The organism is Cyanobium sp. NIVA-CYA 375, assembly GCF_056108345.1.
Map to the genome: position 1 here is coordinate 1 of NZ_JBSYHW010000326.1, position 724 is coordinate 724.

A 724-nucleotide genomic window follows, 5' to 3' on the forward strand; every position below is an offset into this window, starting at 1 on the left:
CCGTCAGCCGCCGCTGCGGCAGCGGCGCCGGGCCCAGGCCCTGTTCGTGGACCCGCCGGCCCCAGAAGGGTTGATCGCCGAAGAAGGGGCAGATCACCGTGGGCCGCCCGGCCAGCAGGCCCGCCGCCGTGGTGCCCGCGCCGCCGTGGTGCACCACGGCCGCCATGCGTGGCAGCAGCGCGTCGTGTGGCGCCTGCTCGATGAGGTGCACGCCCGGCGGCAGTGTGCCGGGCTTCAGCCCGCCCCAGCCCTGCGCGAGGACGCCGCGCACGCCCGCCAGCCGCAGCGCCTCGATCACGAGCGCGGCCAGCCGCTGCGGGTCGCGCCCGGCCATGCTGCCGAAGCCCACGTACACCGGCGCCTCGCCCGCGTCCAGAAAGGCCTGCAGCGCCGGCGGTGGCGCCCAGCCGGTGCTGGCCGGCAGGCGCCAGAAGCCGGTGGCTGCGGCGTGTGGCGGCCAGTCGGCCGGGCGCGGCACGAGCAGCTCGCTGTGCCCGTGCAGCAGCGGCACCGGCCGGCCCTGGGCGTCGTGCAGCAGGTCGATCGCGCGCGGACGCGGCGGCAGGCCCCGTTCCTGGCGCCAGCGCTTCACGGGGCCGGCGCCGAAGCGCGTGGCGAGCTGGTTCACGAGCCGGTAGCCCTGGCGCCGGTAGACGCTGCGCAGGCCGAGATCCCAGGGCGGGCCGATGGGCAGGTCGGCCATCACCTTCCACACCCCCCCCCC

1 protein-coding gene is annotated in these 724 nt (G+C 77.9%); it reads right to left on the reverse strand.

The genetic code is table 11. The features are described 5' to 3' along the window. Nucleotides 1-703, reverse strand: a 703-nt coding sequence (locus AC01FP_RS18380) for a glycosyltransferase (protein ID WP_474482297.1), incomplete at its 3' end; no start/stop codon positions are given. Nucleotides 704-724: the final 21 nt, after the last annotated feature.